At 63.6% G+C, this 26,514-nt stretch carries 20 protein-coding genes and 1 pseudogene; 7 read left to right on the top strand and 14 right to left on the bottom strand.

What is annotated here, in order from left to right:
• Positions 1 to 190 precede the first annotated feature (190 nt).
• Positions 191 to 1,108, bottom strand: coding sequence for a heme o synthase (locus JF66_RS02605; protein ID WP_035874793.1), 918 nt, complete (start codon positions 1,106 to 1,108; stop codon positions 191 to 193).
• A 326-nt stretch (positions 1,109 to 1,434) separates the two neighbouring features.
• On the opposite strand from JF66_RS02605, the gene tkt reads away from it, so the two are divergent.
• The 6 genes from tkt (at position 1,435) to pgl (ending at position 9,675) form a co-directional block, all read left to right on the top strand.
• Positions 1,435 to 3,525: a transketolase gene (gene tkt / locus JF66_RS02600; RefSeq protein ID WP_035874791.1), complete on the top strand. Its 2,091-nt coding sequence runs from the start codon at positions 1,435 to 1,437 to the stop codon at positions 3,523 to 3,525.
• A 98-nt stretch (positions 3,526 to 3,623) separates the two neighbouring features.
• Positions 3,624 to 4,754 (top strand): transaldolase, encoded by a 1,131-nt coding sequence (gene tal / locus JF66_RS02595; protein ID WP_035874789.1) that lies wholly within the window; start codon positions 3,624 to 3,626, stop codon positions 4,752 to 4,754.
• The gene (locus tag JF66_RS02590; protein WP_035874786.1) at positions 4,751 to 6,358 is read left to right on the top strand and encodes a glucose-6-phosphate isomerase; all 1,608 of its coding nucleotides are present in this window, start codon (positions 4,751 to 4,753) and stop codon (positions 6,356 to 6,358) included. Before tal ends, JF66_RS02590 begins: the two co-directional genes overlap by 4 nt.
• A 43-nt stretch (positions 6,359 to 6,401) precedes the next feature.
• Positions 6,402 to 7,943: a glucose-6-phosphate dehydrogenase gene (gene zwf / locus JF66_RS02585; protein ID WP_035874783.1), complete on the top strand. Its 1,542-nt coding sequence runs from the start codon at positions 6,402 to 6,404 to the stop codon at positions 7,941 to 7,943.
• Entirely contained in the window at positions 7,940 to 8,908 is a 969-nt protein-coding gene (locus tag JF66_RS02580) for a glucose-6-phosphate dehydrogenase assembly protein OpcA (RefSeq protein ID WP_035874781.1), read from the top strand. Before zwf ends, JF66_RS02580 begins: the two co-directional genes overlap by 4 nt.
• The gene (gene pgl / locus JF66_RS02575) at positions 8,905 to 9,675 is read left to right on the top strand and encodes a 6-phosphogluconolactonase (RefSeq protein WP_035874780.1); all 771 of its coding nucleotides are present in this window, start codon (positions 8,905 to 8,907) and stop codon (positions 9,673 to 9,675) included. The genes JF66_RS02580 and pgl overlap by 4 nt, the downstream gene beginning before the upstream one ends.
• 71 nt (positions 9,676 to 9,746) lie before the next feature.
• Here pgl and JF66_RS02570 read toward each other — a convergent pair whose 3' ends face one another.
• The 10 genes and pseudogenes from JF66_RS02570 to uvrA form a co-directional block, all read right to left on the bottom strand.
• A complete protein-coding gene (locus tag JF66_RS02570) occupies positions 9,747 to 10,115 on the bottom strand; it encodes an RNA polymerase-binding protein RbpA (RefSeq protein ID WP_035874776.1) in 369 nt (122 codons plus the stop codon).
• A gap of 73 nt (positions 10,116 to 10,188) precedes the next feature.
• Positions 10,189 to 10,440, bottom strand: a complete 252-nt coding sequence (secG, locus tag JF66_RS02565; protein WP_035835950.1) for a preprotein translocase subunit SecG — start codon at positions 10,438 to 10,440, stop codon at positions 10,189 to 10,191.
• A 112-nt stretch (positions 10,441 to 10,552) separates the two neighbouring features.
• A pseudogene (gene tpiA, locus JF66_RS02560) lies at positions 10,553 to 11,352 on the bottom strand (triose-phosphate isomerase).
• The gene (gene pgk / locus JF66_RS02555; protein ID WP_035874774.1) at positions 11,346 to 12,557 is read right to left on the bottom strand and encodes a phosphoglycerate kinase; all 1,212 of its coding nucleotides are present in this window, start codon (positions 12,555 to 12,557) and stop codon (positions 11,346 to 11,348) included. Before pgk ends, tpiA begins: the two are co-directional and overlap by 7 nt.
• Positions 12,558 to 12,568: 11 nt before the next feature.
• The gene (gap, locus tag JF66_RS02550) at positions 12,569 to 13,576 is read right to left on the bottom strand and encodes a type I glyceraldehyde-3-phosphate dehydrogenase (protein ID WP_035874796.1); all 1,008 of its coding nucleotides are present in this window, start codon (positions 13,574 to 13,576) and stop codon (positions 12,569 to 12,571) included.
• 141 nt (positions 13,577 to 13,717) lie between these two features.
• Entirely contained in the window at positions 13,718 to 14,344 is a 627-nt protein-coding gene (locus tag JF66_RS02545) for a superoxide dismutase (RefSeq protein ID WP_035874772.1), read from the bottom strand.
• A gap of 104 nt (positions 14,345 to 14,448) precedes the next feature.
• Positions 14,449 to 15,429 (bottom strand): DNA-binding protein WhiA, encoded by a 981-nt coding sequence (gene whiA, locus JF66_RS02540; RefSeq protein WP_035874770.1) that lies wholly within the window; start codon positions 15,427 to 15,429, stop codon positions 14,449 to 14,451.
• Between the two features lie 82 nt (positions 15,430 to 15,511).
• Positions 15,512 to 16,387 (bottom strand): RNase adapter RapZ, encoded by an 876-nt coding sequence (rapZ, locus tag JF66_RS02535; protein ID WP_035874768.1) that lies wholly within the window; start codon positions 16,385 to 16,387, stop codon positions 15,512 to 15,514.
• Positions 16,388 to 16,448: 61 nt separating this feature from the next.
• Complete coding sequence (uvrC, locus tag JF66_RS02530; protein WP_035874763.1) at positions 16,449 to 18,338, bottom strand: excinuclease ABC subunit UvrC; 1,890 nt, start codon at positions 18,336 to 18,338, stop codon at positions 16,449 to 16,451.
• A 20-nt stretch (positions 18,339 to 18,358) separates the two neighbouring features.
• Positions 18,359 to 21,226 (bottom strand): excinuclease ABC subunit UvrA, encoded by a 2,868-nt coding sequence (gene uvrA / locus JF66_RS02525; RefSeq protein WP_035874760.1) that lies wholly within the window; start codon positions 21,224 to 21,226, stop codon positions 18,359 to 18,361.
• Between the two features lie 122 nt (positions 21,227 to 21,348).
• Here uvrA and JF66_RS02520 point away from each other — a divergent pair, with 122 nt between their 5' ends.
• Complete coding sequence (locus tag JF66_RS02520; protein ID WP_035874757.1) at positions 21,349 to 21,957, top strand: PadR family transcriptional regulator; 609 nt, start codon at positions 21,349 to 21,351, stop codon at positions 21,955 to 21,957.
• 177 nt (positions 21,958 to 22,134) lie between these two features.
• Here JF66_RS02520 and uvrB read toward each other — a convergent pair whose 3' ends face one another.
• From uvrB to rpsA, 3 genes are all read right to left on the bottom strand, one after another.
• Entirely contained in the window at positions 22,135 to 24,198 is a 2,064-nt protein-coding gene (gene uvrB / locus JF66_RS02515; RefSeq protein ID WP_035874753.1) for an excinuclease ABC subunit UvrB, read from the bottom strand.
• Positions 24,199 to 24,252: 54 nt separating this feature from the next.
• Positions 24,253 to 24,864 (bottom strand): dephospho-CoA kinase, encoded by a 612-nt coding sequence (coaE, locus tag JF66_RS02510; protein ID WP_035874710.1) that lies wholly within the window; start codon positions 24,862 to 24,864, stop codon positions 24,253 to 24,255.
• 194 nt (positions 24,865 to 25,058) lie between these two features.
• Positions 25,059 to 26,513 (bottom strand): 30S ribosomal protein S1, encoded by a 1,455-nt coding sequence (gene rpsA / locus JF66_RS02505; RefSeq protein ID WP_035836463.1) that lies wholly within the window; start codon positions 26,511 to 26,513, stop codon positions 25,059 to 25,061.
• Position 26,514 lies beyond the last annotated feature (1 nt).

Genomic DNA, 26,514 nt, shown 5'->3' with positions numbered 1-26,514 from the left:
TCGAACCTGCTCCCTATGAAATCCAACACATTTACACCCGTTTCGCTGAGATGACTGGTGCGCCATCGTCACGTCGATCAAGGTCGCAGCGTGCTGGTACTCTTCCGCAAGCGAGGGCGCAGAGTCACTCTAGCTGCTCCCCCAGATAGGGGGGTTGATATATTCCTCAGCTTTGGTATAACCCAAAGGCTTAGAACGGGAGCAGCGGGTCGACACCAACCGCTACGAACAACAACGTCAGGTAGGCGATCGAGCCGTGGAAGACCCTCATCGGTGACACGTGCTCGTGGCGAATCGCCAGGTTGTAGAGGCGGTGGGTCTCGTAAATGAACCAGCCGCCGGTGACAAGAGCCACAAATGTGTACGTGATCCCCATGCCCGCAATCGGAATGAGCAACAGAGAACACGCCACGGTTGCCCACGCGTACAGGATGACCTGGAGACCGACCTGGGCGCGGCCGCGAACGACAGCGAGCATCGGCACACCAGCGGCCTGATAGTCGGCCCGATACTTCATGGACAGCGGCCAGTAATGCGGGGGCGTCCACAGGAAGATGATCATGAACAGAATGACCGGGGGCCAGGACAGGCTTTCCGTGACGGCGGCCCACCCGATGAGAACGGGCATGCAACCCGCCACACCGCCCCAGACGATGTTTTGCGCCGTGCGCCTCTTGAGGATGATCGTGTAGAACACGACGTACAGCAAAATGGCACCGAACGACAGTGCCGCGGCCAGCCAGTTGGTGAATATGGCCAGCCAGGCGATGGATGCGGCACCCAGCGCGTAGGCGAAGACGAGCGCCTCACGGTCACTCAGCTCGCCGGTGACGAGCGGGCGATTCTGGGTGCGGTGCATCACGCGGTCGATGTCACGATCGATGTAGCAATTGAAGGCCCCTGCGGACCCCGCGCTCAGCGAACCGCCGATGAGCGTGGCCAAAACGAGCCAGAGACTCGGAATACCTCGCTCTGCCAGCAGCATCGTGGGAGCCGTCACGACCAGGAGCAACTCAACGACCCGCGGTTTTGTCAGAGACAGATAGGCCTTGAGCGTGCGCTTCAGCGTACGCGGGGTTTTCTCGATGGTCTGAAGGGCGACGTCCATTAATCCTCGAATGCTAGGCAGTTCTCCCAATTGTAGGTCACTGCACGCCCCTTCCCCGCAACGGACATGTCACGTCATTTAGGGTCACGGCGCACATTCGTCCGTATACTGAAAGTGCTCCCCACAGTGAATCAGTAGTTCGGCGAGCCCCCGGGTGGGAGATGGCAGCGTGAAGCAGGCCAACTCGCTGGGGGTGACATTCCGCATGCAGTACCGCGTCGAGAATGCGTGGCACCGTCGTACGAGAGTGTTTTCCGACAATTGCACAACTATCAAAGGATGGGTTGAGCTCAACCCGCCTTCGCTTCAATGAAGGGTTACGTGACGTGGCAGCTTTCCAATGGGATTCCGTTGACGATCAGGCGGTTAATACCGCGCGAATTCTGGCGGCGGACGCCGTCGAGAAGGTTGGGAACGGGCACCCCGGTACGGCCATGAGCCTGGCCCCCGCGGCATACCTCCTCTTCCAGAAGGTCATGCGCCGCGACCCCGCGGACAACGACTGGCTCGGCCGTGACCGCTTCGTGCTGTCGGTCGGGCACAGCTCACTGACCCAGTACGTGCAGTTGTACCTCGGCGGCTACGGTCTCGAACTCGACGACCTCAAGGCCCTGCGCACCTGGGGCTCCAAGACTCCCGGCCACCCAGAGTTCGGCCACACCGCTGGCGTCGAGATCACGACCGGACCGCTCGGCCAGGGCCTCGCCTCCGCCGTCGGCTTCGCCTATGCCGCTCGCTTCGAGCGCGGCCTGTTCGACCCGGACGCACGTGTCGGTGAGAGCCCCTTCGATCACTTCGTGTATGTCATCGCCGGCGACGGCGACCTGCAGGAGGGAATCACCTCTGAGGCGTCGTCACTGGCCGGTCACCAGCAGCTCGGCAACCTGATTGCCATCTACGACAGCAACCAGATCTCGATCGAAGACGACACGAACATCGCGTTCACCGAGGATGTCGCAGCCCGCTACGCGGCCTACGACTGGCACGTGCAGACCGTCGATTGGAAGAAGACCGGCGATTACGTCGAAGACGTCGCCGAGTTGAATGACGCGATCGCCGCCGCGCAGGCCGAGACGCACAAGCCGTCCCTGATCATTCTCAAGACCATCATTGGCTGGCCCAGTCCGAAGAAGCAGAACTCCGGCAAGATTCACGGATCGGCCCTCGGCGCAGACGAGCTCGCCGGCGTCAAAACCGTGCTCGGCTTCGACCCGGCACAGACTTTCGACGTCTCCCCCGCTGTCCTCGCCCACACTCGCCAGGCACTCGAGCGTGGCGCGCGAGCGCACGCAGACTGGACCGTTCAGTTCGACGCCTGGGCCGCCGCCAACCCGGCGCGCAAGGTTCTTCTGGACCGGATCCTCAGTGGAGAACTTCCGGACGGCGTCGAGGAGGCGCTCCCGGTATTCCCCGCGGGAACCGCCGTCTCGACGCGAGCCGCGTCTGGAAAAGTTCTCAATGCCCTCGGCCCGGTCATTCCCGAGCTGTGGGGTGGCTCGGCCGACCTCGCCGAATCGAACAACACCACAATCGCGGGCGCGGCATCGTTCGTGCCGAGTGAGCACTCGACCGACGCCTGGACAGGCGATAAGTATGGACGCGTACTTCACTTCGGTATTCGTGAGCACGCCATGGCGGCGATCCTGAACGGCATCGTGCTGCACGGCAACACGCGCGCCTTCGGTGGCACCTTCCTCATTTTCAGTGACTACATGCGTCCGGCCGTTCGTCTCGCAGCCCTCATGAAGGTGCCGTCCATCTTCGTCTGGACCCACGACTCCGTCGCACTCGGCGAGGACGGCCCCACGCACCAGCCGATCGAACAGCTCGCCACCCTGCGCGCCATTCCGGGACTCGATGTCGTTCGTCCCGGTGACGCGACGGAAACAGCCTGGGCCTGGAAGACCATTCTTGAGCGTCGTCAGGGGCCGGCGGGAATCGCCCTGACCCGTCAGAACATCCCCGTCTTCGAGCGCGGAGAAGACCAGGCGTCAGGCGACGTCTTCGCCTCCGCCTCACACGTCGCCCAGGGCGCCTACGTGCTCGCTGAGGCCCCGAATGGAACACCGGACGTCATTCTGATCGCCACCGGCTCCGAGGTGCAGCTGGCGGTCGAAGCCCGCACCCAGCTCGCCTCCGATGGAATCAATGCCCGCGTTGTCTCCGCGCCGTGCCTGGAGTGGTTCGAAGAGCAGTCCGCCGAATACCGCGAATCAGTTCTTCCGACGAATGTCACCGCACGGGTATCGATTGAAGCCGGAATCGCGTTGACATGGAATAGGTACGTTGGCGATCGCGGTCGCAGCATCTCGATTGAGCACTTCGGTGCGTCGGCCGACTACCAGACACTCTTCCGCGAATTCGGAATCACCACCGAGGCCGTCGTGGCCGCCGCGCGGGAATCCATCGCACACTGAGCATCAGCACCACCAGCATTACCAGCTCGACAGAGGCACAGCATCTCCTGGGCGAGGAATCCCTCGCCCAGGGCGCATCACAGAGGAGATTTACAACAATGACTGAAATCACCACCCCCCTCGCTCAGCTTTCCACCGCCGGCGTCAGTATCTGGCTCGACGACCTGTCTCGCGACCGCATCGTGTCCGGTGGACTCCAGCAGCTCATCGACAACAGCAATGTAGTCGGCGTCACGACAAACCCGACGATCTTCGCCGGCGCCCTCGCCCAGGGCGATGCCTACGCCGAGCAGGTCTCCGCACTCGCCGCGGCCGGCACGAGCGTGGCCGACGCCGTCTTCGAAATCACGACTGACGACGTCAGCGCTGCCAGCGACATCTTCCGCCCGGTCTACGACCGCACCAATGGCGTCGACGGCCGAGTTTCCATCGAGGTTGAGCCGGGACTTGCCCGGGACGCTGCCGGCACCATTGCCCAGGCCGCTCAGCTGTGGACCAAGGTCGACCGTCCGAACGCCATGATCAAAATCCCCGCCACCGTGGAGGGCCTTGAAGCCATCACGGCGACCATCGCCCAGGGAATCAGCGTCAACGTGACGCTGATCTTCAGCCTCGAGCGTCACCGCCAGGTCATCAACGCGTACCTGACCGGTCTGGAGCAGGCCAAGACCGCCGGGATCGACATTTCCACCATCCACTCCGTCGCCTCCTTCTTCGTCTCGCGGGTCGACACCGAGATCAACAACCGTTTGGACGCGATCGGCACGGAAGCCGCTGTGGCGCTCAAGAGCAAAGCCGGCGTGGCCAACGCCCAGCTTGCCTACGAGGTCTTCCAGCAGGCGTTCAGCAGCGAACGCGCCCTCGGCCTGATCAAGGCCGGCGCCAACAAGCAGCGTCCACTCTGGGCCTCCACCGGAGTCAAGGACCCGAGCCTGCCCGACACGCTCTACGTGACCGAGCTCGTCGCTCCCGAGGTCGTCAACACCATGCCCGAGAAGACGATGCTCGCCGCCGCCGACCACGCGGTCGTTCCCGCCGATTCCGTCACCGGCTCGTACGCCGCCGCCAATCAGGTGCTCGACGCCCTCTCGGACCTCGGGATTTCCTACGATGACGTGACACGCCTCCTGGAAGAAGAGGGTGTCTCCAAGTTCGTCGTGTCCTGGAACGAACTGTTGGAAACGGTCGCCGGAGCACTCGCCGCAGCCGAAACCGCGGTCATCCGTTGAGCTTCCGCATTTCGGTCAGCGGCTCGGCTGCTGACGCCGTACGCCGGATTGTCCCGACGCTCGTGGACGACCTGGTGGCCTCCGGAATCACGGCTCTCGAGCCCGCACTCTGGGGCCCGGAGGCCGAGGACGAGGCAGGCAAGCGACTCGGCTGGACCGAATCGGTCGCCATTTCCCGCCCGCTGGTAGCAGAAATCTACGCGCTGCGCGATACGCTCCGCGCCGCCGGCGTGAGCCACATCGCACTGGCGGGCATGGGCGGATCGTCTCTCGCTCCCGAGGTCATCACCAACACCGCAGGCGCGTCGCTCACCGTTCTCGACGCGACAGACCCCGGCCAGGTACTCGCTGCGCTGACGGATCATCTCGATTCGACGGCACTTGTTGTCTCATCGAAGTCGGGATCCACGGTCGAAACCGACAGTCAGCGTCGCGTCTTTGAACGGGCCTTCATCGCCGCAGGAATTGATCCTGCCGAACGCATCATCGTGGTCACCGACCCCGGATCCCCGCTTGAGGCATCCGCACGAGAGGCCGGCTACCGAGTCTTTAACGCCGACCCCAACGTGGGTGGCCGCTACTCCGCGTTGACGGCTTTCGGCCTCGTTCCGTCCGGCCTCGCCGGAGTCGACATCGGCGAACTGCTGGACGAAGCCGATGCCATCTCGCTGGCACTCGCCGTCGACACGCTGGACAATCCGGGTCTCGTGCTGGGTGCGGCCATCGCCGCCGCGCTCCCGCGCCGGGACAAGCTCGCCATCGTTTCGGACGGAACGCACATCGTGGGCTTCGCCGACTGGGTGGAACAGCTCATCGCCGAGTCGACCGGAAAACTCGGAACCGGCATCCTTCCCGTCGTTCTTGACATCGACGCTCCCGAACTGGCCGCGAACCTGCCGGACGTTCAGCTGGTTCGTGTCGTCGCCGATGCCGGCCACGACATCTTCGTGGACCACGATGGCGCCGACGAAATTCGCGTCAGTGGAACACTCGGCGCGCAATTCCTGGTCTGGGAGTACGCGACAGTCGTCGCGGGCCGCCTCCTCGGCATCAACCCCTTCGACCAGCCCGACGTGGAATCCGCCAAGATCGCCACCCGCGGACTGCTCGACGAGCGCCCCGCGCCCGAACCGGCCGCCTTCCTGTCGGACGGCATCGAGGTACGTGGCACCCCCCACGTCATCGGTGCCGCAAGCGACCTCGCCTCGGCCATCGACGCGCTGCTTGAAGAGCTGGGACCTGACGGTTATGTGGCCGTTCAGGCGTACGTCAACCGGCTTGCTCTGCCTGAGCTTGCCGGAATCCGTTCCAGGCTCGCGACGCTGAGCAAGCGGCCCGTGACCTTTGGCTGGGGACCGCGGTTTCTACACTCGACCGGTCAGTTCCACAAGGGCGGCACCCCCACCGGCGTCTTCCTGCAGATCCTGGCCACGCCGACGGAAGACCTCGATATCCCCGAACGTCCGTTCACCTTCGGCGAACTCATCCAGGCTCAGGCCAGTGGCGACGCAAGCGTGCTGGCCGCCCAGGGTCGCCCCGTGCTCACTCTCACGCTGACCTCGCCTGAGGCCAACGTCGCCACCCTCTTCCGGGCGCTCGACTAGTCCGGAAATTCCCTCCCCCTCACTTTCGTCCCTTAGGAGCTGCATGTCCCCGGTGGAAATCACCCCGGAGTTTAATCCGTTGCGTTCACCCTCTGATTACCGCCTGAATCGCATTGCGGGGCCGTCAAGCCTCGTGATCTTCGGCGTGACCGGAGACCTGTCGCGGAAGAAGCTCATGCCCGCCGTTTACGACCTCGCCAATCGTGGCCTGCTTCCGCCCGGCTTCGCGCTGGTCGGATTCGCACGCCGCGACTGGGACAACGAAGATTTCATGCAGGTCGTCCACGACTCCGTCAAGAAATATTCCCGCACGGAGTTCCACGAGGATGTCTGGGCCCAATTGGCCGAGGGCATCCGCTTTGTGCCCGGCACGTTTGACGATGACGACGCCTTCGAGGTGCTTAAGGACACGATCGCCCAGCTCGACCGGGAACGCGGGACCATGGGCAACCATGCTTTCTATCTGGCGATTCCGCCGAAGGCATTCCCCCTCGTGACCGAGCAGCTGCGCCGATCGGGACTCGCCGAGCAGAAGGACGGTCAATGGCGTCGCGTCGTCATTGAAAAGCCTTTCGGCAGTGACCTCAAGACGGCCCGCGAACTCAATGACGTCGTGGAATCGGTTTTCCCGCCCGACTCCGTATTCCGGATCGACCACTATCTGGGCAAGGAGACGGTGCAGAATATCCTGGCGTTGCGCTTTGCGAACCAGATGTTCGAACCGCTCTGGAACGCCAATCACGTGGAGCACGTGCAGATTACGATGGCCGAGGACATCGGCGTGGGCGGACGTGCCGGGTACTACGACGGAATCGGCGCCGCCCGCGACGTGATTCAGAATCACCTGCTCCAGCTGCTCGCCCTCACGGCGATGGAAGAACCGATTTCCTTCGAGGCTGCCGACCTGCGCGCCGAGAAGGAGAAGGTGCTCGCTTCCGTGCACCTGCCGGAGGACCTCGGTCTCGGCACCGCTCGCGGGCAGTACACGGGTGGCTGGCAAGGAGGCGAGAAGGTCGTCGGTTTCCTTGACGAAGACGGTATGAACGCCGATTCGATCACCGAAACCTATGCCGCCCTGCGCCTGACGATCGACAACCGTCGCTGGTCCGGCGTCCCGTTCTACCTGCGCGCGGGCAAACGCCTCGGCCGGCGCGTAACGGAAATCGCGGTCGTCTTCAAACGCGCGCCGCAGTACCTCTTCGCTGAAAGCCAGACCGCCGAGCTGGGCCACAACGCGCTCGTCATTCGCGTGCAGCCCGACGAGGGTGTCACCATCCGTTTCGGTTCCAAGGTTCCCGGCGTCGGCATGCAAGTACGGGACGTCACCATGGACTTCGGATATGGCCACGCCTTCACCGAGGCAAGCCCCGAGGCCTACGAACGGCTGATTCTTGACGTACTGCTCGGCGACCCGCCGCTGTTCCCCCGCCACGAAGAGGTCGAACTCTCGTGGAAGATTCTTGACCCCATTGAGGAATACTGGGCCACCCAGGGCCAGCCGGAGCAATACCGGCCCGGCACGTGGGGACCGTCTTCCGCCGATGAACTGCTGGCCCGTGACGGCCGTAAATGGAGACGCCCATGATCGTCGATCTGCCCGACACCACTACCGCGAAGATCTCCAAGGCGCTCGTGCGTATTCGCGAAGAGGGGGGTGCGGTCGCCCTCGGACGAGTGCTGACCCTCATCATCTCGTCGACGCTGGGCCACGAAGAGGAGGCCATCGCGGCCGCCAATGACGCTTCACGCGAGCACCCCATGCGTGTGATCGTTGTATCAACCGAGGGCCCTGACACGCCACACGCCACGAGCGTCCCCCGCGTGGATGCTGAAATTCGCGTCGGCGGAGATGCCGGAGCCAGCGAGGTCATCGTGCTGCGCGTCTACGGAGAGGCCGCGAGCGATCCCGAGAGCCTCGTGACCGGGCTCCTGCTCCCCGACGCTCCAGTGGTCGCCTGGTGGCCGGGAGCGGCACCTGCCGTGCCCGCCGACTCTCCGCTCGGGCGTATCGCGTACCGGCGGATCACGGATGCGTCGGCGCAGCCCGATCCTCAGGGCGCCCTGCAGCGCCTTCGCTCCAGCTACCGTCCCGGTGATACGGACTTCGCCTGGACGAGGCTCACCCTCTGGCGCACGCAGCTCGCGGCAGTTCTTGACCAGCCGCCCTACGAGGCAGTCACGGCCATTAATGTCACCGGCGCGGCCGATTCCCCGTCGACGACTCTTCTGGCCGCCTGGCTGCACATGCAGTTGAAGGCGCCGGTCGGCTGCGAGCTCACGTCCGGCCCGCACGCGAACGGCCTCTATGGCGTGAGCCTCACCCGAACGGGCGGCGTCATCTCGCTCGAGCGGGAGAATCCCGGCATTGCGACACTGATTCAACCGGGACAGCCCGTCCAGGACCTCTCGCTTCGTCGGCGGAGCCTGCGGGACTGTCTGGCGGACGAACTCCGCCGGCTCGATCCGGATGACCTGTATGGTGAGGTCATCACGCGTGGTCTTCCGCTCCTGGAAGACGTGGTGAACTCAGAGACCGGAGTGCGAGCGTGACCAACGAACGACGTGTCCTCGTACACCAGAACAAGCAGGCACTGGCCAGTTCGGTGGCGGCTCGTTTCATCACAAAGATGGTGGACATCCTGCACGAGGAGGGCGAGGCAAACGTCGTTCTCACCGGAGGCTCGGTGGGAATCGCTGTGCTTCAGGCCATCAACGACTCCGCCGCTCGGGACACCATTGAGTGGGGCCGTGTGAGCTTCTGGTGGGGCGACGAGCGGTGGGTGCCCCGCTCTCACGCGGACCGCAACGAGGGCCAGGCTCGTGCCGCCCTTCTCGATCACATCGAGATGCCCGAGGCGAATATTCATGCATTCGCGGCATCAGACGAGGGTCTGTCGCTCGACGAAGCGGCGGAACAGTACGCTGCCGAGCTCGCAAACCTCGCTCCATTCGGTGCCTTGCTGCCGCGTTTCGACATCACGTTCCTGGGTGTCGGTCCTGACGGCCACGTGGCCTCCCTCTTTCCGCATGGAGCGGGGATCCGCGAAAACGAGGCCAGTGTCATCGCCGTACGTCATTCATCCAAACCCCCGCCGGAACGCCTCTCTCTGACTCGGCCCGTGCTGAATTCCTCAGACCGCGTGTGGATGGTCCTCGCAGGATCTGACAAGGCTTCTGCTCTGGGCCTCGCCCTCGCGGGCGCCAGCCGTGACGAAGTGCCGGCTGCGGGCGTCAAGGGCCGAAAGCGCACAGTATTCTTCGTCGACAGCGAGGCCGCCGCCGAGGTTCCGGAGAACCTGATCGCACCGTCGTACTAACCCAGCACAGACAAAAAAGAAGGGCCCGACCACGCGGTGGTCGGGCCCTTCTTCTTCAGCTGTGCGACACCCTAATTCGTGGGGCTGAGCTTTCCACGGCGAACCCGGAGTTGATTCAACGCCTCTTCCAGAAGGGACTCCGCTTCATCTTCCGTTCGGCGTTCCTTCACGTAGGCCAGGTGCGTCTTGTACGGCTCCAGCTTGACAACCGAGGGCGGATTATCCTTATCACGCCCGGCGGGAAGGCCGGAGGACGGGCAGTCGATCGTGACGGGGATTTCCTCGTCCGGCAGAGTGGCCGCGAAATAGCGCACGGTCTCGTTGCCGAGGGCATCCCAGTAGGACACCTTGATTCGATCAGCGTGAAAGCCACGGTCCTGCTCGCCCATGGGGCCAGCCCCCACCCGTGAACCACGAATTGCACTTCCGCCAGATGCCATTTTGTTCCTCCCATTGAACGATATTAAGCGTGCACGGCTCGGAGCCGAGCAAAACCTGCCGAGCTTGACGTATCTAAGCCCCGGTGTCGAACTTCGTGATCAGGCCCAGAACCACGATGCACGTGATCCAGAGCAGGCCCAAGATCACCGTGATGCGGTTGAGGTTGCGCTCCGCAACACCGGACGCGCCGAGGTTCGAGGTGACACCGCCACCAAACATATCGGACAGGCCACCACCCCGGCCCTTGTGCAACAGAATGAGCATAGTGAGCAGCAGACTCGTAATTCCTACGAGGACCTGCAACACAACTTGGAGAATCTCCACACGAAACCTTTCACAAATGCGATGGGCGCAGTAAGGCCCACTAAGACTGTGGCAATTATAGCGCGGCCAGCGCGCTGCCCGCGGCTGCCCTCACGGACAGCCACGGGACTGACTACCGACCGACGTGCTTCTGGAACCGAACGATGCTCGAGAACTCAGCGATATCGAGGCTGGCACCTCCGACGAGAGCGCCATCGACATTGGGTTCGCGCATGTAGGCCGCGATGTTGCCCGACTTGACCGATCCACCGTAGAGGATCCGGGTCTTATCTGCTACGTCTTGGCCAAGCGTCTCCTGCAGCACTGCGCGCAACTGCGCCGCAACCTGCTCGGCCTGTTCGGGCGTGGCAGCCTGACCGGACCCGATCGCCCACACGGCTCATAGGCCACGACGATGTCCGCTGCATTGGACACGTTGGCCAGTGCCGCCCGCAGCTGGGCTACGGGTACGGCACTCGGACCGTGCAGCTCGAGGTCCGCCGCCGTCTCCCCCACGCAGATGATCGGCACGAGGTTGTGCTTGAGCGCCGCCGAAATCTTAGCGGACACCTGCTCGTCGGATTCATTGTGGAGCGTGCGACGCTCCGAGTGGCCGATGATGACGTACTGGCACTCCAGTTTCGACAGGAACGCACCGGAAATCTCGCCCGTGAAAGCCCCAGATTCCTGCGCCGACACGTCCTGCGCACCGAAGGCCAGATCAAGTTTGTCCGCTGAAATCAGTGTCTGCACGGACCGAAGGTCGGTGAACGGCGGGAAGACGGCAACCTCGACAGCCGAGAAATCATGGCCGGCATCCTTGAGATTCCACGCCAGTTTCTGTACGAAGGCGATGGCCTGGAGGTGATCCAGGTTCATCTTCCAGTTACCCGCAATCAGCGGTGTGCGTCGAGCTAGATCGTTTACTACCATCCGAGGACCTCCAGTCCTGGCAGACGCTTTCCTTCGAGGAACTCGAGGCTCGCGCCGCCACCGGTTGAGATGTGACCGAACTGGTCATCAGTGAATCCGAGAATGCGCACGGCAGCGGCCGAGTCTCCGCCACCGACCACGCTGAGGCCGGATACCTCGGTGAGAGCCGCGGCGACGGTGCGGGTGCCTTCGGCAAATGCGGCGATTTCGAAAACACCCATCGGCCCGTTCCAGAACACGGTCTTCGACGTGCGGATGATGTCCGCAAACGCCGCGGCCGAATCCGGACCGATGTCCAGGCCCAATCCCGTCGCGCCGAACGGCGTCTCCTCGATCGCGTCCGCAGCGGTGATGACGTGCTCCGCATCGGCGCCGAACTTGGAAGCCACAACGATGTCTGTGGGCAGCACGATCTTGACGCCGAGACGGTCCGCCTCAGCGAGGTAGCCACGCACGGTGTCCAGCTGATCCGACTCAAGCAGGCTCGCTCCGACGGGGTGTCCCTGGGCGGCGAGGAACGTAAACAGCATTCCCCCACCGATCAGCAGCGAGTCGACCCGCGGCAGCAGGTGACCGATGACACCGAGCTTGTCAGAGACTTTCGAGCCGCCGAGGACGACCGTATAGGGAGCCTCCGGCGTCTCTGTGAGGCGGTCGAGCACGTCCAGCTCGGCCGCGATCAGCAATCCGGCCGCGCTGGGCAGAATCGCAGCGAGGTCATAGACACTCGCCTGCTTCCGGTGCACGACGCCGAAGCCATCGGAGACGAACGCGTCGCCGAAAGCCGCGAGCTGCGCGGCGAAGGATTCACGCTCTGCGTCAACCTTGCTCGTCTCCCCCGGGTTGAATCGGAGGTTTTCGAGTACGACGATGTCGCCATCCGTGAGCCGGGAAACGGCTTCCGCGGCCGAATCTCCCACGGTATCGGTTGCGAACGCCACAGGGCGTCCGACAAGCTCTCCGAGCCGAGCCGCAACCGGCGCCAGGCTGTACTTGGCGTCGAATGCGCCGTCCGGGCGCCCCAGGTGAGAGACGATCACCACACGGGCGCCCTCTGCGATCAACGCAGTGAGTGTTGGCAGCGACGCCCGCACGCGGCCGTCGTCGGTGATCTGTCCGTCTTTCAACGGAACATTCAGATCGAAGCGGACGATGACCCGCTTGCCCTGGAGCGCGCCCAGGGAATCGATCGTGCGAAGTGTCACTGCGCGGCCGCCTAGAGGCGCTCGGCGACGAACTCGGTGAGGTCCACGAGGCGGTTGGAGTAACCCCACTCGTTGTCGTACCAGGAGGCAACCTTGACCTGGTCGCCGATCACCTTGGTGAGTCCGGCGTCGAAGATCGAGGAGTGCGGGTCTCCGACGATGTCGCTCGACACGATCGGGTCTTCGGTGTAGCTCAGGATTCCCTTGAGGGGACCCTCTGCTGCGGCCTTGTACGCGGCGTTGACCTCGGCCACGGTGACCGGGCGCGAAACCGTGACGGTCAGGTCGGTGATCGAACCGGTCGGGACCGGAACGCGCAGGGCATAGCCGTCGAGCTTGCCGACCAGCTCAGGGATGACGAGGCCGAGGGCCTTAGCGGCACCGGTCGACGTGGGGATGATGTTTGCGGCGGCCGCGCGTGCACGACGAAGGTCGCTGTGCGGGCCATCCTGCAGGTTCTGGTCAGCGGTGTAGGCGTGAACCGTGGTCATCAGGCCACGCTCGATGCCGAAGTTGTCCAGCAGCACCTTGGAGAGGGGCGCGAGGCAGTTCGTGGTGCAGGACGCGTTGGAGATGATGTTGTGCAGAGCCGGGTCGTACGTGTTCTCGTTCACGCCGAGAACGAGCGTGGCAACATCTGCGCCCGTTGCGGGTGCCGAAACGAGGACCTTCTGGGCGCCTGCTTCGATGTGCTTCTGCGCATCCGCAGCCTTCGTGAAACGACCGGTGGACTCGATGACGATGTCGACGCCCAGGGCGCCCCACGGCAGGTTGGCGGGGTCGCGCTCCGCCAGGACCTTGATCGGCTTGCCGTTGACGATGATGAGGTCGCCGTCAACTTCGACGGTGGCGTTCAGACGGCCTCCGACAGAGTCGTACTTGAGCAGGTGCGCGAGGGAGGCGGGGTCCGAGAGGTCGTTGACGGCGACGATTTCGATGTCGCTGCCCTTGGCCATGGCTGCACGGAAATAGTTACGGCCGATACGGCCGAAGCCGTTGATGCCGATTTTGACGGTCACAAAGAACTCCTGGGGATACTGAGGGCGCATGGGGGCGCCGTCGTGGGATGGTTTTGGGGTGGCTATTGGGGTGAAGCTGTGTTGTCACGAGCAAAGGCGCCCCCTGGAGAGGGGACGCCGACTCGCGAAGAGGCCAGCACGCTACGAGAGTAGCAGGAGGCCGTTCGTCTTCTCGCGCGCGACAGTGAATCGCTCCTGGACGTTCGCCCAGTCCGTGATGTTCCAGAACGCCTTGACGTAATCGGCACGCACGTTGCGGTAGTCGAGGTAGTACGCGTGCTCCCAGACGTCCAGCATCAGCACGGGCACGATGCCGGCCGCGAAGTTGGACTGCTGATCGAAGAACTGCTGAACGATCAGCTGCTGCCCGATGGAGTCCCACGCGAGGACCGCCCAACCGGAGCCCTGCACGCCGAGAGCGGCGGCGGTGAAGTGAGCCTGGAACTTCTCGAAGGAGCCGAAGAAGTCATCGATGGCCGCGGCGATGTCGCCGACGGGCTTGTCTCCGCCGTTCGGGGACATGTTTGTCCAGAAGATGGAGTGATTCACGTGACCGCCGAGGTTGAAGGCAAGGTCCTTCTGCAGCTTGTTGACGTTCGCGAGGCTACCCGAGTCACGGGCTTCCTTGAGCTGGGCGAGGGCGGTGTTCGCACCCGTCACGTAGGCCTGGTGGTGCTTGCTGTGGTGCAGCTCCATGATTGCGCCGCTGATGCTGGGCTCAAGCGCCGAGTAATCGTAGTCGAGCTGGGGAAGGGTGTATTCAGCCATTGCGTGTCTCCTCTTGATGATTGCCGACGGACAGGTCCGCCGTCGGCGTCGTAAGCGACTTTTCCAGTCTAGTCAGCTGGTTTGGGCACTCTCTGAATGTGTCTTCAGACGTCGTCGGGGTGCACGGGGAACGGAACGTCCGTTCCGGGAATCCCCTGGTCGACGGCCTTCTTGTCTGCCATAGCGAGCAACCGACGGATTCGACCGGCTACCGCGTCCTTCGTCATGGGCGGATCGGCATGGTGACCCAGCTCGTCCAGGCTCGAGTCACGGAAGCTGAGGCGCAGTTCTCCTGCATATCGCAGGTGTTCGGGGATGTCGTCGCCGAGGATATTCATGGCTCGCTGCACGCGAGCGCACGCGGCAACCGCTGCCTCGGCCGAGCGGCGGAGGTTCGCGTCATCGAAATTGACCAGACGGTTCGCAGTGGCCCGTACCTCACGGCGCTGGCGCAATTCTTCCCAACTCAGGACGGTCTTCTGCGCGCCCATGTGCACAAGCATCGCGCCGATGGCATCGCCGTCACGGATGACGACCCGATGAACGCCACGGACCTCACGGGCCTTCGCGGCAATCCCGAGCCTCCCGGCGGCCCCGACGAGTGCCATGGCCGACTCGTTTCCGGGGCAGACGATCTCGAGAGCAGCCGAACGGCCGGGATCTGTCAGTGTGCCGTTAGCCAGGAAGGCTCCTCGCCACACGGCGGCGATTTCCTCCTTGGATCCGGTGGTCAGTCTGTTCGGGAGGCCCCGGATGGGTCGGCGGCGGGCGTCCAGAAGTCCGGTTTGGCGCGCGAGCGTTTCGCCACCCTCGATGACACGCACGAGGTAGTGGTTGGTGCGTCTAAGCCCAGATGCCGCAATGACCTGCACGTCGCTACGCACTCCGTACAGCTCGGCGAGATCTTTGCGTACCCGCCGGGCAAGTATTGCGGTGTCGAGTTCCGACTCGATGGCGATACGACTGCTGATGAGATGAAGTCCTCCGGAGAACCGGAGGATTGTTGCCAACTCGGCCGCGCGCACTGTGGTTTTCGATACCTCAACGCGGGAGAGTTCGTCTTTAACGTCGGCGGTGAGAGCCAATCGTGTTTTCCATTCTGTTGTTCGGGCGGTGCTGAGCAGCCGTTGGATGATTAACGGCCGTGCGAGGCAATGGCGCCCTTGTTTATTCGCGTCCGAGGTCGCGGTGCTTGATATTCACCGCAACGCCGGGAAGTTTTTCGAGCCGGGAGCCGAGCTCCCTGGCGACGGCGACGGATCGGTGTTTACCGCCCGTACAGCCAATACCAATGGTCGCATGCCGTTTGTTCTCGCGCTGGTAACCGGCGAGGACGGGTTCCAGCGCGGCGGCATAGCCATCGATGAACTCCGCAGCCCCTTCCTGGGCAAGGACGAAGTCGCGAACCTCGGCATCCTGACCAGTGTGACCACGAAGTTCAGGAATCCAAAAGGGGTTCGGGAGGAACCGCGCGTCGGCGACCATGTCGACGTCCGTGGGGAGGCCGTACTTGAAACCGAAACTCATGATCGTGACCTGCACGCCGGCGGTACCCTCGGCCGCGAACAGATCGGTTGTCGCCGTGGCGAGCTGGTGCACGTTGAGGTCCGAGGTATCCATGACGATATCGCTGGATTCGCGCACCACGAGGAGCCGGGCGCGTTCGGCGGAAATTCCGTCGAGCAGAGTGCCCTCGCCCTGAAGCGGGTGGGGCCGTCGGACCGATTCGAACCGGCGCACGAGCACGTCGTCGCGGGCCTCGAGAAAGACCACGCGCACCTGAATGCCGCTGCGCAGAGACTGGACGGTTTCGCGAAAGTCTCCGAAAAGGTCCCGCCCACGAATATCGACCACTGCCGCAATTTTGGGCAGAGTAGTCCCGGCGCGCTCGACCAGTTCCACGAGCGGACGCAGCATCTGCGGGGGGAGATTGTCGACCACATACCAGCCGAGGTCTTCGAGCGCGTTCGCCACAGTTGAGCGTCCCGCGCCGGACATTCCCGTGACGATCAGCAGTTCCTGCTTGTCGGGATCCGTTGTCATTCTAAAATGCGCCTTCGGTTGAAGTTGATCAGATTAGCAAGCCTACCGATCTTCGGCGTCTTCACGCCCGCAGGTGTTCATGAATAGTGGCTGCGAGCTGGGGGCCGACTCCGCGAACCTCGGCAATGGACTCCTCCGAGGCCTCCTTCAGCCGGGCGACCGATCCAAAATGCTGGAGGAGAACCTTGACCCGCGCCGGGCCCAGGCCGGGTATCTCGTTCAAGACACTCGAGATGTCCTTCTTGCGACGCGCCCGCTGGTGGGTGATGGCGAAACGGTGGGCTTCGTCACGAATACGTTGAATGAGGAAGAGGGCGTCGCTGTTGCGCGGCAGGATGACCGGGTAGTCGGAGTCGGGAAGCCAGATTTCTTCCAGCCGTTTAGCGATGCCGCATAACTGTATGCCCGTGACGCCCGAATCCGCGAGGGCGCGCGCCGCAGCCGCCACCTGCGGCTGTCCGCCATCGACGATGAGGAGGTTGGGCTGGTAGCGGAATTTCTTACGCTTCTCCTGGATCTGCCCGCTCTCCGAAGACACGACCGGATGCGTGGACTCGGCTGCCTCGTCATCAGGGACGAGATAAGCGAGGCGTCTCATGAGCGTGCGATAGATCGAGTCTGTGTCGTCGGTGGATTCCGGAATGCTGAATCGGCGGTAGTCATCTTTTCGCGGGAGCCCGTCTTCGAAGACGACCATCGACGCCACGATGTTGGTACCGCTCAGGTGCGACACGTCGTAGCATTCCATGCGCAGGGGCGCCGCAGGCATGCCCAGAGCCTCCTGAATGTCTTCCAATGCCTTGGAGCGAGCCACAAAGTCGGAGCTGCGCCGGGTTTTGTACAGCATGAGCGCCTGCTTGGCATTCTGCGTTGCGGTCGCGAGAAGCGCCGCCTTTTCCCCGCGCTGGGCTGCCACGATCCGCACCTTGCGATGCGAGATGCCGGCGAGCCAGGTTTCCATGGCCTCGGCATCATCGGGCAGTTCCGGCACGATGATCTCACGCGGCGGGACGGCCGCCCCCGTGTACGCCGTTTGCATGACCGAATCGATCAGGTCCCCCGTGGACACGTCGAGTTCCTTGTCGAGCATCCAGCCCCGCACCCCACGAACGCGCCCGCCGCGCACGATGAACATTTGCACCGCCGCCGCCAGTTCGTCCTGCTCAATGGCGAACAGGTCGATGTCGACCGTGTCACGCAGCACAACGGCGCTCTTCTCGAGGATCGCGGTGAGGGCCAGGACCTGGTCCCGGCGTTTGGCCGCGATCTCATAATTCTGCTCGGCCGCCGCCTCTTTCATCTCGGAAGTCAGCTTGTTGATGAGTTTGCGGTCCTGAGACCCCATGAAGCTCACGAACTGGTCGACCCTGGCCCGGTGCTCCTCGATCGACACCCTGTGCGAACACGGGCCGAAGCAGCGGCCGATCTGGCTCGCGAAGCACGGCTTTCCGCTCTGCATGGCCCGTTTGTAATTGGCATTGTTGCAGGTTCTGATCGGGAACGCCTTGAGCATGAGTTCGATCGTCTGCTGCACCGCCCAGACCTGCGGGTACGGGCCGAAGTAGCGCGCACCGCGAATGCCGGCAGTACGGGTCATCAGCGCCCGGGGTGCTTCATCCGCGAGAGTGACCGCCAGGTAGGGGTAGGACTTGTCATCCTTGAACTTGACGTTGAACGGCGGATCGAACTCGTTGATCCATGTCCACTCGAGTTGAAGGGCCTCGACCTCCGTGCCGACAACGGTCCATTCCAAGGCCGACGCGGTGGTCACCATCCGTCGGGTGCGCTCGTGCAGGCTGGTCAGCGGCGCGAAGTAGTTCGCCAGGCGCGCCCGCAAGTTCTTGGCCTTGCCGACGTAAAGCACGCGCCCCGATTCGTCGCTGAACCGGTAGACCCCCGGAGTGGTGGGGATCTCGCCGGTTCTGGGACGGTAGCTCAGTACATCGGCCATGATCGCGGTCGGACGACGGGTCAGCCGGCGGCCAAAACCTCCTTCAGGAACATGCCGGTGTGGCTCTTCTTGACCGTGGCCAGGTGCTCAGGGGTTCCGGTCGCGAGGATCTTGCCACCGCCGGAGCCGCCCTCCGGTCCGAGGTCGATGACCCAGTCCGAGGACTTGATCACGTCGAGGTTGTGCTCGATCACGATGACGGTATTGCCCTTGTCGACGAGGCTGTTCAGCACGAGAAGCAACTTGCGCACGTCTTCGAAGTGCAGCCCCGTGGTGGGCTCGTCGAGCACATAGACGCTGCGGCCGTTGGAGCGACGTTGCAGCTCCGTCGCTAGCTTCACCCGCTGCGCCTCGCCGCCGGAGAGTGTGGTGGCGCTCTGTCCGAGCCGAACGTATCCGAGGCCGACCTCCACCAGGGTCTTCAGGAATCGGTGGATCGACGAGATGGGCTCAAAGAAGTCCGCGGCCTCGCTGATGGGCATGTCGAGCACTTCGGCGATGTTCTTGCCTTTGTAGCGCACGGTCAGAGTGTCCCGGTTGTACCGGTCTCCACCACAGACTTCGCAGGCCACATAGACGTCGGGCAGGAAGTTCATCTCAATCTTGATCGTGCCGTCGCCGGAGCAGGCCTCGCAGCGACCGCCCTTGACGTTGAAGCTGAAACGGCCGGGGAGGTAGCCGCGGGCCTTCGATTCGATCGTTTCGGAGAACAGGGTACGGATCTTGTCGAAGACACCGGTGTACGTGGCCGGGTTGGACCGCGGCGTACGACCAATGGGCGCCTGGTCGACGTGGATGACCTTGTCAAGGTGGTCGAGGCCGGTCACGCGCGTGTGCTTGCCGGGCAGCTTACGTGCGCCGTTGAGCCGGTTGGCAAGCACCCGATACAGAATGTCGTTCACGAGGGAGGACTTTCCCGAGCCGCTCACGCCGGTGACGGCCGTGAAGGTGCCGAGGGGGAAGGTCACGGAGACCTTCTGCAGGTTGTTTGCCGAGGCTCCGGTAACGGTGATCACGCGATCGGGGTCGATGGGGCGACGCGTCGTGGGGGTCTCGATCGATTTGCGCCCCGCGAGGTAATCACCGGTGAGAGATGTCGTGTTGGCGAGCAGGTTTTCGTACGATCCGGAGTGCACGACGTGGCCGCCGTTGACGCCGGCGCCGGGTCCGATGTCCACGATCCAGTCCGCGGTCTTGATGGTGTCCTCATCGTGTTCGACGACGATGAGGGTGTTGCCAAGGTCACGCAGGGCGATGAGCGTTTCTATCAGGCGGCGGTTGTCACGCTGGTGCAAACCGATGCTGGGCTCGTCGAGCACGTACAGCACGCCGGTGAGTCCGGACCCGATCTGGGTAGCCAACCGGATGCGCTGTGCCTCTCCGCCGGACAGCGTCGCGGCGGCACGGGCCAGGTTCAGGTAGTTCAGTCCCACCCGGATGAGGAAGTCGAGGCGCGCCCGAATCTCCCGCAGCACCTGGGCGGCAATGGCCGCCTCGCGGTCGGACAGGGTGAGCTCGTCCATGAAGGTACGGGCGTCGCTCAGACTGAGCGCGCAGACATCCGCGATGCTCGACCCGTAGACGGTCACGGCGAGCACCTCGGGCTTGAGCCGCGTGCCGCCGCAGACGTGGCAGTCGATCTCGCGCAGGTACTCCGCCCACCGTTGACGCTGGGTGTCGCTCTCCGCCTGCTGGTACTGGCGCTCGATGTACGGCACCACACCTTCGAAACCGGAGGTGTAGCTCATTTCGCGGCCGTAGCGGTTCTTCCACTTGACCTTCACCTCGAAGTTGTCGCCGCGCATGACGGCATTCTGCACCTCGGGCGTGAGGCCGGACCAGGGGGTGTCGAGGGAGAAATCGAGGTCGTGGGAAAGCCCGTCGAGCAGCTTCTCGTAGTACTGGAAGAGTCCCTTGCCCTGCGTGGTCCAGGGCAGCACGACGCCCTCGGCGATGCTGAGATCCGGGTCACCCAGGAGCAGGTCTTCGTCGACCGACATGCGCGTGCCGAGACCCGAGCACTCGGGGCAGGCACCAAACGGGGCGTTGAACGAGAAGGTGCGCGGCTCGATCTCGGTGAGCTGCACCGGGTGGTTGTTCGGGCAGGAGAGCTTCTCCGAGTAGCTCTGCCAGGCCTCGTCGCCCTCCCGGTCGATGAAGTTGATCTGAACGATTCCGTCGGTGAGCTTGAGAGCGGTCTCGAGCGAATCGGTGAGGCGGCTGAGCAGCTCGGGTCCTGCGACAAGGCGGTCGACGACGACGGAGATGTCGTGCTTCTGCTGCTTCTTAAGCGTGGGCGGTTCGCTTAGCTGAATCTGGGTGCCGTCCACGATCGCCCGCGAGTATCCACTGCCGGCGAGCTCCTGGAAGAGGTCGACGAATTCGCCCTTCTTCTGCGACACGACGGGGCTGACGACCTGATAGCGAACACCGGCGTCCATTTCCATCAGCTGATCGGCAATCTGCTGCACGGTCTGCGACTGGATGACCTCGCCGCAGATGGCACAGTGCGGCACGCCGATGCGTGCCCACAGGAGCCGCATGTAGTCGTAGATCTCGGTGATCGTGCCCACGGTGGACCGCGGGTTGCGGTTGGTCGACTTCTGGTCGATCGAGACGGCCGGGCTTAGCCCTTCGATGAAGTCCACGTCGGGACGGTCGACCTGACCCAGAAACTGGCGTGCGTAGGCGGAGAGCGATTCCACGTAACGGCGCTGGCCCTCCGCGAAAATCGTGTCGAAGGCCAGCGATGATTTTCCGGAACCGGAGAGGCCGGTGAACACAACGAGCGAGTCTCTCGGGATTTCGAGATCGATGTTGTGGAGATTGTGCACGCGGGCGCCGCGAACACTGAGCTTGGGACCGTTATTGACCTTCGTAATCGACACTCCCCGAGTCTACGCAGCGCTCCTGACAGTGCCGTACAGGTTACGGTCCACGCCTGCCATTTCGAGTATGTATATACTCGGTAATTATTAGATGGTTTCGCGTTTCACCGTTCGGAGGCACCATGTCGGTTCGTCAGAGTCTGCTCGCCATTCTGGGCCAAGGTCCGTGCTACGGCTATCAACTGCGCGCAGAGTTCGACCGTCGCACCGGCTCGACCTGGCCGTTGAACGTCGGCCAGATCTACAACACCCTCGACCGGCTCGAACGTGACGGCCTCGTGCGGAAGCTCGAGGGCGATAACGACGGGCAACACTATGTCGAGATCACCGACGCGGGTCGCGACGAGGCGGCTCGCTGGCTTACGTCCCCGGTTATCCGCACGACGGCCACCCGTGACGAACTGGCCATCAAACTCGCCATCGCCGTTACCCTCCCCGGCGTGGACATCGCCCGCGTCATCCAGGTGCAACGCACGGCCACGTTCCGCACCCTGCAGGAACTCACCCGCACGAAGAACCTCACCGACAACCCGGAGTCCTCGGAGCAGCTCGCCTGGCTGCTCGTCATCGACTCACTCATCTTCGCGACCGAGGCCGAGGCTCGGTGGCTCGATCATTGCGAGAGCCGCCTGTCCCGTGCCGTCGCGGCCGGTACGGCCGCGCCGCTTCCCTTGAACACTGACGTCCCCAAGCGCGGGCGCCCAGCGAAGAGTGTGCAGGCGAGCGCATGACGCGGCCGGCATCCGATGCCGACAGTGATGTCCTGATCCAGCTCGACGGCGTCTCCATGCAGTATGGCCGCGGCGAAACCGCCGTGACAGCACTCGCGGCACTCCTCTGACCACCCCGCACGCGTGTGAACGCGTGCCGGGAAGGCAAACGAGTGCCGCGACGGATCGCGACGCTGGTTACTGGAGGTGGCCGGCCTTTTCCATCTGGCGGAGTTCGCGCTTGAGCTCGGAGAGCTCATCACGCAGTCGGGCGGCAAGCTCGAACTTGAGCTCACCGGCGGCCTCCAGCATCTGGGAGTTGAGGTCCGCGATGATCGATTCGAGGTCGTTGGCTCCGTTCGCGGCGAGCCCCACCCGGCGGGTGACCGACGAGCTCTTGCGGCGGGCGTCGCGATTGGCCAGCAGCTCGGCAGTGTCGGCTTCTTCGCGGGCGAGCACATCGGTGATGTCGGCGATACGCTTGCGCAGCGGGGTGGGATCGATGCCGTGCAGTGTGTTGTACTCCACCTGCTTTTCCCGCCGCCGATCGGTCTCGTCAATGGCCTTCTCCATGGACGCCGTGAGGCGGTCGGCGTACATGTGCACCTCGCCGGAGACATTTCGGGCGGCGCGCCCGATGGTCTGGATGAGCGAGGTCGCCGAGCGCAGGAATCCTTCCTTGTCGGCGTCGAGAATGGCCACGAGCGACACCTCGGGCAGGTCGAGCCCCTCCCGCAGCAGGTTGATGCCCACGAGCACGTCATAGATGCCCGCGCGCAGCTCCGTGAGCAGTTCCACGCGCCGCAGCGTGTCAACGTCGGAGTGCAAGTAGCGCACACGCACGCCGGCCTCAGTGAGGAAGTCGGTGAGATTCTCGGCCATCTTCTTGGTGAGGGTCGTGACCAGCACACGTTCGTTGCGCTCGGTGCGGATCTTGATCTGTTCGAGCAGGTCGTCGATCTGACCGGCGCTCGGCTTCACGATGATCTGCGGGTCAATCAGTCCGGTCGGCCGGATGATCTGCTCCACGATGCCGTCCGCGATGCCCATCTCGTACTTGCCCGGCGTCGCCGAGAGGTACACGGTCTGACCGACCCGGTTCTTGAATTCGTTGAACTTGAGCGGTCGGTTGTCGAGTGCGCTCGGCAGACGGAAACCGTGTTCCACGAGTGTGCGCTTGCGCGAGGAATCCCCCTCGTACATGGCACCGATCTGCGGAACGGTCACGTGCGACTCGTCGATCACCATCAGGAAGTCGTCAGGGAAGTAGTCGAGGAGGCAGTGCGGGGCCTCCCCCGCCTCGCGCGCATCAATATGGCGCGAGTAGTTCTCGATCCCTGAGCAGAAACCGATCTGCTCCATCATCTCCAGGTCGAAGGTCGTACGCATGCGCAGCCGCTGGGCCTCGAGCAGTTTTCCCTCGCGTTCCAGCTGTTCGAGACGCTCCGCCAGCTCCTCCTGAATGGTGCCGATCGCGCGCTGCATCACATCGTTGCTCGCGACATAGTGCGACCCGGGGAAGACCGCCACCGAGTCGAGTTTGCGAACGATGTCACCGGTGAGCGGATGCAGGCTGTGCAGCGCCTCGATCTCGTCACCGAACATCTCGATGCGAATGGCCAGCTCTTCGTACATCGGGATGATTTCGATCGTGTCGCCGCGCACCCGGAAATTACCGCGGGAGAAGTCCACGTCGTTGCGCTGGTACTGCATGGCGACAAACTTGCGTACCAGCCAGTCCCGACTGACCTTCTGCCCCACCTGCAAGGCAACCATGGCCTCCATGTACCCCTCGGGGGTGCCGAGGCCGTAGATGCAGGACACCGTGGAGACGACGATCACGTCGCGACGGCTGAGCAGCGAGTTCGTGGTCGAGTGGCGGAGTCGCTCCACCTCCTCATTGATGGAGGAGTCCTTCTCGATGAAGGTGTCGGTCTGCGGCACGTAGGCTTCCGGCTGGTAGTAGTCGTAGTACGACACGAAGTACTCGACCGCGTTGTTGGGCATGAGCTCGCGAAACTCGTTCACGAGCTGGGCCGCGAGGGTCTTGTTGTGCGCCAGGACGAGCGTGGGGCGCTGAACCTGCTCGATCAACCAGGCGGTCGTCGCCGACTTGCCGGTACCCGTGGCACCAAGCAGCACGATGTCGGTCTCCCCGGCATTGATACGGTTGGTGAGATCGGCGATGGCGCTCGGCTGGTCGCCGCTGGGCGTGTACTCACTGACGACCTCGAACGGGTTGACAGAGCGGGTAGGTTCCATTGTTCCAGTCTACAAAGGGCAACCGACAGTGGGCCGTGCCCCCGGTTGATCCGATCAGCTGACAGCGGACACGGCGCGTTCCCACACCGCATCGGCCTGCAAATGCGTCTGCTCCACGGTGCCCGAGTTGTCGATCACGACATCGGCTATCGCGAGGCGCTCGGCGTCGGACGCTTGCGCACCGATGCGTGCGGCGGCCTCGACCGCCGTCAGGCCGCGCTGCGTGATCATGCGTGTGATCCGGGTCTCGGCATCGGCGTGCACGACCACGATGAGATCGAAGGCGAGGCGGCGATCGGCGGCGGCCTCGGCGAGCAGAGGCACGTCGTAGACCACAATGGCCCGGGGGTCGCTCGCCCCCGCCTCATCGATGAGCTGCCGGGTGCGACTCCACACCTGAGGGTGGGTGATCGCGTTTAGGCGTTCGCGACGTTCCGAGTCGCTGAAAATGATCGTCCCAAGGGCGGCGCGGTCGAGGCTCCCGTCGGGCGCCAGCACGGATTCACCGAACTCCGCGGCGATGGCGGCGAGTGCGGGCGTTCCCGGCTCCACGATCTCGCGGGCGAGCTGATCGGCGTCGATGTGCACGGCTCCACGCTCGGCGAGGTGCGCGGCGACGGTGCTCTTGCCCGAGGCGATTCCGCCGGTGAGTGCTATGAGGTACATCCGAGCAATGCTATCGGCAGGGGCTCGCCCGCAAAACCGGTCAATTTCGCGACACGCCGGTGGAGCTGGCAGATTACCTCGGCGTGTCTCGAAAAGACCGGTTTTTGCGCGGGCGCGGGCAGAGGCAGGGGCGTGGGCAACGAAAAGCAGGCCGCACCCCGAAGGGTACGGCCTGCTCTGGTGGTGCTTCGGTGCTAGTTGCCGCCGGACAGCTTCTCGCGGAGGGCCGCGAGTGCTTCGTCATCGGCGAGCGTGCCGGCGCCAGCCGACTCGCTCGAGAAGGCAGAGCCGGCCGGAGCGACGTCGCTGGGTGCAGCGATCTCGTCGTTCGCGGAAGCAACCTGCTTCTTGTGGGCTTCCCAGCGAGCCTGGGCTGCAGCGTAGTCCTGCTCCCACTTTTCGCGCTGCTCGTCAAAGCCTTCGCGCCACTCGTTGGTCTCGGAGTCGAAGCCTTCGGGGTACTTGTACTGGCCCTTGTCGTCGTACTCGGTGAGCATTCCGTAGAGCGCCGGGTCGAACTCGGTGCCCTCGGGGTCGACACCATCGTTGGCCTGCTTGAGGCTCAACGAGATGCGGCGACGCTCGAGGTCGATGTCGATGACCTTGACGAAGACCTCGTCGCCCACAGAAACAACCTGCTCGGCGAGCTCAACGTGCTTGCCGGACAGCTCGCTGATGTGCACGAGCCCCTCGATGCCCTCGGCAACGCGAACGAACGCGCCGAACGGAACGAGCTTGGTGACCTTACCCGGTGCAACCTGGCCAATGGCGTGGGTGCGAGCGAATACCTGCCACGGGTCTTCCTGCGTTGCCTTGAGGGACAGCGAGACGCGCTCGCGGTCAAGGTCAACCTCGAGGATCTCGACGGTGACTTCCTGACCGACCTCAACGACCTCGCTGGCGTGCTCAATGTGCTTCCAGCTGAGCTCGGAGACGTGAACCAGACCGTCAACGCCACCCAGGTCGACGAACGCACCGAAGTTGACGATCGACGAGACGACGCCCTTACGGACCTGTCCCTTCTGGAGGTTGTTGAGGAACGTGGTGCGGCTCTCGGACTGAGTCTGCTCGAGGAGCGCACGACGCGACAGCACAACGTTGTTGCGGTTCTTGTCGAGTTCGAGGATCTTGGCCTCGATCTCCTGGCCCAGGTACGGGGTCAGGTCGCGAACGCGGCGAAGCTCGATGAGCGAAGCAGGAAGGAAGCCACGAAGTCCGATGTCGACGATGAGTCCACCCTTGACGACCTCGATGACCGAACCGGTGACAACACCGTCGGCCTCCTTGATCTTCTCAACATCGCCCCATGCACGCTCGTACTGAGCGCGCTTCTTGGAGAGGATGAGGCGGCCTTCTTTGTCTTCCTTCTGGAGGACGAGGGCCTCAACCAGGTCGCCGACCTTGACAACCTCGGAAGGGTCAACGTCGTGCTTGATGGAGAGTTCGCGGGAGGGGATGACACCCTCGGTCTTGTAGCCCACGTCGAGGAGAACCTCGTCGCGGTCGATCTTCACGACGGTGCCCTCGATGAGGTCTCCGTCGTTGAAGAATTTCAGAGTCTTTTCGACCGCGGCAAGAAAGTCTTCAGCAGATCCAATGTCGTTGATGGCGACCTGCTTGGGTGCCCGTTCGGTCGTTGCGATTGTCATG

Origin of the sequence: Cryobacterium sp. MLB-32, from assembly GCF_000738085.1 — a bacterium.
Lineage (GTDB): Bacteria > Actinomycetota > Actinomycetes > Actinomycetales > Microbacteriaceae > Cryobacterium.
Note: the sequence above shows the minus strand (reverse complement) of the source record. Positions and strands in the feature narration are given on the sequence as shown.